This is a genomic window from Tamlana crocina (assembly GCF_012037625.1).
This window is the reverse complement of record NZ_JAAVJS010000038.1, coordinates 1-5,237: the sequence shown is the minus strand read 5'-3', so window position 1 is coordinate 5,237 and position 5,237 is coordinate 1. Positions and strand designations below refer to the sequence as shown.

Annotated in this window: 6 protein-coding genes and 1 pseudogene; 3 read left to right on the top strand and 4 right to left on the bottom strand. The window is 34.7% G+C overall.

Annotated features, from left to right (window positions below):
* Positions 1–190: 190 nt before the first annotated feature.
* Positions 191–1,009: a hypothetical protein gene (locus HC176_RS15425; RefSeq protein ID WP_167919860.1), complete on the top strand. Its 819-nt coding sequence runs from the start codon at positions 191–193 to the stop codon at positions 1,007–1,009.
* 1,199 nt (positions 1,010–2,208) lie between these two features.
* Here the strand turns inward: HC176_RS15425 and HC176_RS15420 are convergent.
* Entirely contained in the window at positions 2,209–2,535 is a 327-nt protein-coding gene (locus HC176_RS15420; protein WP_132704040.1) for a YegP family protein, read from the bottom strand.
* A gap of 433 nt (positions 2,536–2,968) precedes the next feature.
* Here HC176_RS15420 and HC176_RS15415 point away from each other — a divergent pair, with 433 nt between their 5' ends.
* Both HC176_RS15415 and HC176_RS15410 read left to right on the top strand, forming a co-directional pair.
* On the top strand, positions 2,969–3,610 hold the full coding sequence (locus tag HC176_RS15415; RefSeq protein WP_103052474.1) for a DUF6266 family protein: 642 nt from the start codon (positions 2,969–2,971) through the stop codon (positions 3,608–3,610).
* 277 nt (positions 3,611–3,887) lie between these two features.
* Positions 3,888–4,088 carry a type II toxin-antitoxin system HigB family toxin gene (locus HC176_RS15410; protein ID WP_245234916.1) on the top strand — a complete coding sequence of 67 codons (201 nt, stop codon included), beginning with the start codon at positions 3,888–3,890 and terminating at the stop codon, positions 4,086–4,088.
* Between the two features lie 95 nt (positions 4,089–4,183).
* Here HC176_RS15410 and HC176_RS20045 read toward each other — a convergent pair whose 3' ends face one another.
* The 3 genes and pseudogenes from HC176_RS20045 to HC176_RS20035 all read right to left on the bottom strand — a co-directional run.
* A complete protein-coding gene (locus tag HC176_RS20045) occupies positions 4,184–4,498 on the bottom strand; it encodes a phage integrase SAM-like domain-containing protein (protein WP_342448710.1) in 315 nt (104 codons plus the stop codon).
* Between the two features lie 62 nt (positions 4,499–4,560).
* The gene (locus tag HC176_RS20040; RefSeq protein ID WP_245234915.1) at positions 4,561–4,926 is read right to left on the bottom strand and encodes an Arm DNA-binding domain-containing protein; all 366 of its coding nucleotides are present in this window, start codon (positions 4,924–4,926) and stop codon (positions 4,561–4,563) included.
* Between the two features lie 212 nt (positions 4,927–5,138).
* Positions 5,139–5,237: pseudogene (locus HC176_RS20035) on the bottom strand (transposase); the annotation flags it as partial.

Sequence of the window (5,237 nt, the reverse complement as noted above, 5' to 3'; positions counted from 1 at the left end):
TCGTTTTCTTTTAAGATCTTGATGATCTGACTTTCGGTAAATCTACTTTTTTTCATCTGACAGTTTATTGGTTTAAAATTAATAATTTCGAATTTTAAACTGTCTTATTTTTAGGGAAGGTTACACAGCATATAATCCACCAGGCAAAGTAAAGAGCAAACTAAAAACAGAAATTGAAACAAGTAAGGAATTGTCCTTAAAAGTTCCGGATATACTCTCAAACCCTCATAAATATATTATTGCTACTAAAGAATACCACAAAGCGGTCAAGATTAGAAACAAATCCAGAAACTGGAGTATGGAAATAGATGATACCAATGTGTTAAGTATTAGCGTATCAGATAATCTATTTCCAAGAGCGTTGAGGTTCATGGATACATTGGTAAAAGTGATAGAAAAACGTGGTTATGGTTTTAATATTTCAAATCGCACAGAAATAGTTATACAGGACCAAACATACAATATCAGATTAACTGAAAAGAACAGAAGGGTAAAGCGAGAAACAAATAGAAGCTGGGATGAGTTTGATTTGGTTCCTACAGGTAATTTATGTTTAAAATTAGATAGATCATATCCTATAAAAGAATGGTCAGATACAAAAACTACTGTATTAGAATATAAACTTGCTGATATTTTAGTCTGGATAGAACTCAAAGCCAAAGAAGATAAAGAGAGACAAATCGAAAATGCCATTTGGCGTGAGAAACAAGAAAAAATCCGTCAAAAAGAAGAAGAGTTACAAAAGCAAAAAGAACAGGAATTATCAAAATTTAAGGAGTTGCTTTCAATGGCAACCCGTTGGCATAAAGCAGAATATTTAAGGAATTTCATAAAGGAATTAGAGAATAATGATTTAAAACTTCAATTTCAAAATGAAGTTATAGAAGATACGATACAATGGGCAAAGGAAAAAGCAGATTGGTACGACCCATTAATTGAAAAGAAAGATGAATTATTGGAAGATGTAGATAGAGAATCATTAACTATGAAAAGCAGAAGGAACTGGTAAGCCCACACTTCAAGCACTTGCACTCTCGGTTGTTCCGTTGCACTACACGCCCTCAAATACAAGAGCTTTACGTTCCCCGCAGTACAAGCTAAAATTGAAAAATTTCAGCCTGTACTTTTTTGCCTTTGCGCTCAATCTCGTTAGAGCAGGTAATAAGGTGTTCGTCAGTTGTTCCATTTTGTTCCATAAAGCATAATCACAAATGCGATGCATTGGTGCTTAACATACATAGCACTACTGCGGTGGCACATCCTCGTTAGCACTATGTATTTGCTTTACTTCACACACTACACAACTTCCTCACCCGCAGCTACTCTTGCACCCCAAACCCCAATAAGGTGTGTGCTCGTGGCACACAAAATATAAATTGGGGTACAACCGCTGCTTCATAATTTGGCTCGCCTGCTGTTCGCTGCGGGCAAAACCCACAGGTGGTATGAGAGCGTCGTGATGAGAAATGTAAAACACAAGAAAATAAATCATATTGAAGTTAGAGCATAACAAGACTTTATGTGATGACTTCAAAATGAAGCGTAGCGTTTTATTTTGAAGTGGTTGCATTTCGGAATAGATGGGCTTATGCCACCTGTGGGTTCACGGGTGTCACAGTTTTTGAAGGCAGCCATTTTGCATATACAATAACCGCTTCAAGAAATTTGAAATTTCCAAATACTTTTAAAATCTCATTAATAGTTGATTAAATAGTCTTTTAAATGCAAAAGCGGATTATTCTATATTGCAAACGCACAGCAAGAGTAACGCATTCGGTCAGCTATTTCAGCCAACACACAACCCATTTTTAAATTGGCAATTGCTCGTTAGGTGAAATCAAAATCCTCAATTTTCTTAATCTACTTAATTCCTTATAAATTAAATGATGATAAGTACTCACAATTGCTAAAATTTAAAAACGGTAACCATCCTTCAATAGCTTCATTCAATTGTTACACTTGCTTTCCCACGCTACACCCAAGCTGAATCCAACGGCATCAAAAACCTGCGCCACCCTTGCGTTTTCAACGTAGGTGTGGTAGCCTTATCAGGCTATTTTCCCACACCACCCTTGCTCAACTCGCTGGCGGCTCGCTATTATGGCTATCGCCATACGCTACGCGATTACCTGCTAAAGAAACATTGTCGAAAAAAGAAAACCCTCGAAAAAAGGGCTTTACTATTATGTTGTTGATTTTAGTTAAAGATTAAACTTCTACAACAGAAGCATTTGGAGCATTTGTTTTAACAGAAGCTATACCATTTTCCATTCCAGAAGAAGACTCATACATTTCACTGGTCCCAATCACTTGTCCATTACTGGCCTTTAAATTGAAATAATGTTTACCATTGCTTGATATTTTTCTATCGAATTTACTGTCATCTTGCGAATTTTTCCGAACAGATTCAATACCATTCATACAACCAGCTTTTGCCGAATAACCTTCACTTGCTAATATGGTTTGACCATTGTTAGCTTTTAATCTAAAACGATACTCACTTCGAGCATCTTGGTATACTTCAAATTTTGCCATAATACTTTTATTTTTAATTACCCATAAATATACGGAAAGGAAAAAAAGATTGCAAAGATAGATGGCTTCCTTCATCCAACGCTTATCATACTATAAAGTTCAAGCCCTACGGGTTTTGAAAAAAATATTGCACCTGTGTTCAGGCGCAAATTTCAAAACCCTTTCCTTTAGCAATATTTTTTCCAAAAAACTTGACAGTATGTCAACGCCATCAAAGAAACGGCTTTCTTTTTTCTCTTTTTCTTTGTAAAAAAAATATTCATTTTTTTATTTCTGATGCAAAAGGAAGCAATCTAAAGCAACAAAATCCATATCTAACGAATAGCATAAAAGTTGCCATATATTTCGACGGAAGGTACAACTTCGTGTCAAGTCCGTACCAAGTCCGTACCAAGTCCGAAGAAAAGTAAGTTTCATTTAAATTATTTATGTTATGGGTAAAATTGCTCAAGGAATTTTAGGAGGGCTTTCCGGTAAGGTTGGAAACATTATCGGTGGAAGCTGGAAAGGTATTGACTACATCAGAATTAAACCTTCAAGTGTAGCCAATCCAAGAACTGTAGGTCAAGTAAACCAAAGAAACAAGTTTACTGTGACTTTAGAATTTATTCAAGCTGTTAAACCATTTATCCAAAAGGGATATAAGTTTTTAGCAGTGAAGAAAACAGCATTTAATGCTGCAATGTCTTATGTGTTGAATAATGCCATTACAGGAGTCGAACCAGACTTTGAGGTGGATTATGCAACCGCATTAGTAAGTAGAGGAGGTTTATCAGCTGCTTTGAACCCTTCTACAGATCTTGCAACAGCTGGTGAGGTAACTTTTAACTGGGATGATAACTCTGCTGAAGGTAACGCCAACGCTACCGATAAAGCAATGTTATTGGTTTACAATCCATCAAAGAAAGAATCTATTTCTTTAACAGATGGAGCAGACAGAACAGTAGGGACCCAAATTGTTGCAATTCCAACAACCTACGCAGGAGATACTGTAGAGCTATTTATGGCATTTATAACTGCCGATGGTAGCCAAGTATCAAACAGTACTTATTTAGGCTCTGGGATAGCCAATTAATAGCTTGGTGCTTTTATTTGAAAACCGCTCAAATCGAGCGGTTTTTTTATTCTATATTCGTAAACGAATTTATTAATGATTGCTCTTGTTTTACTCTTTTTATGTGTTTTTTGTATCCTATTTGTTGCCCAAACACTATAACACCACTAAATATGGGAGTAGTTAAATATTGTATCGGAAAATAGTTTTGAATTTCAAAATTCGGTATTGTCTTTGCTCGATAGTAATTGAAGTTTAAGTGATGTAAATAGTTGCCTATAAAAGAATAAAGGAGTTTATGGATATACACGCAGATAGTGAAAACCCTTTAAACTTTTATTACCATATTGTAACAGCAAAGAACTGGGATAATATCAACGAGTTAAAGCAAAATTTTAATAGTTTTGGTTATGCGGGAAACCACCGTTTTGTTTTCAACATCAAAGTAAACGATTATATACTGTTTACCAGTATTTCGTTCAATGCCAAGAAGGTTTAAATTCGGTTTATAGGTACGCACTCAAAGTACGACAAAATTAAGGACATTAAAAACATTTAGTAATGATACAGACAAAAAATAGTATAATGTTGACACTATCCCCTAACTAGAGATAATCGCTCTGTTGCGAATTCTTTATTGAGTATTTTTTGGATTTCATCTTCTGATAAGTACACTCGTTCGACTTCTCTAACTTTTGCTTTGTAATTGCTAAAGGGGTTTTTATCTATCCAATTATTAGCCAAACAAATCTTGGTGATTTTGCCGAAATTCTTAATGTATTTTACAGCTGTATTATTGCTGCAGTTTCGTATACTCCTTAAATAGAATTCATATTCTGTAATGAAGGCATGATTTATTTTTAGAATGTCGATGTCGGATATTTTGTATTTCCATTCTAAAAAATCGATGGTATGTTTTAATGATGTTTTGTAACGTTCGAGTGTTCCTGGTGCATATTCTTTACCTAAAGTTATTCAATTTTTTTATTATGATCTTGGAATATGGGGATGAGCATGCGTTGCTTTTCATCAAGTCCGAGTAGTTTACTTTTAAATACTTTTGCTGTAATTGGAATATTTTGATGAATAAACTCCATTTGCATATCAATAATTTTGATTTTGAGCATATCAAGGTGCCTATTTACTGAACGAGCTTCCTCTGATTGGCCTTTCATTTTGCCAGCAGATGCAGACCATTTGGAGGGTTCTACAAATCTTCCGGTACTCATTTCAACTCGTTTTCCGTTAACTGTAATGCGCGTGTAGATATGGAATAAGCCATTCGCATTGACTTTTGCTCTTTTGGTATAAAAGAGGATAGATACTTTTGTTTTCATTTTTGGTAACCTTTTTAATTGATATTAAACTTAATTTTTATCTCAATACGACACAAGATGTTTACTATTTTAACTAGTTGTAACCCTTGTGAATACTGGGGAAAGCTTAAAAATCGGTTACCCTAAAAATTGAAAAAGTTGAGGTAACCGATTTTACCACCTTTGTTACACGATTTAATGAATATTTTTGGATCAAGTACAAAAGTTGGGGACTAAGCATAAACTTGAGTTAATCTGAACAGGAAGAACTCTTTATTTCTTACACCTCTAAGTTGCATTCTAAACGCTTTAATTTTGGCATTAAAGGATTC

Bases quoted from the DNA above. Each gene is read 5' to 3' on its own strand.
- HC176_RS15410 (WP_245234916.1), top strand. From the start codon at position 3,888: ATGGATATACACGCAGATAGTGAAAACCCTTTAAACTTTTATTACCAT.
- HC176_RS15415 (WP_103052474.1), top strand. From the start codon at position 2,969: ATGGGTAAAATTGCTCAAGGAATTTTAGGAGGGCTTTCCGGTAAGGTT.
- HC176_RS20040 (WP_245234915.1), bottom strand. From the start codon at position 4,926: ATGAAAACAAAAGTATCTATCCTCTTTTATACCAAAAGAGCAAAAGTC.
- HC176_RS15420 (WP_132704040.1), bottom strand. From the start codon at position 2,535: ATGGCAAAATTTGAAGTATACCAAGATGCTCGAAGTGAGTATCGTTTT.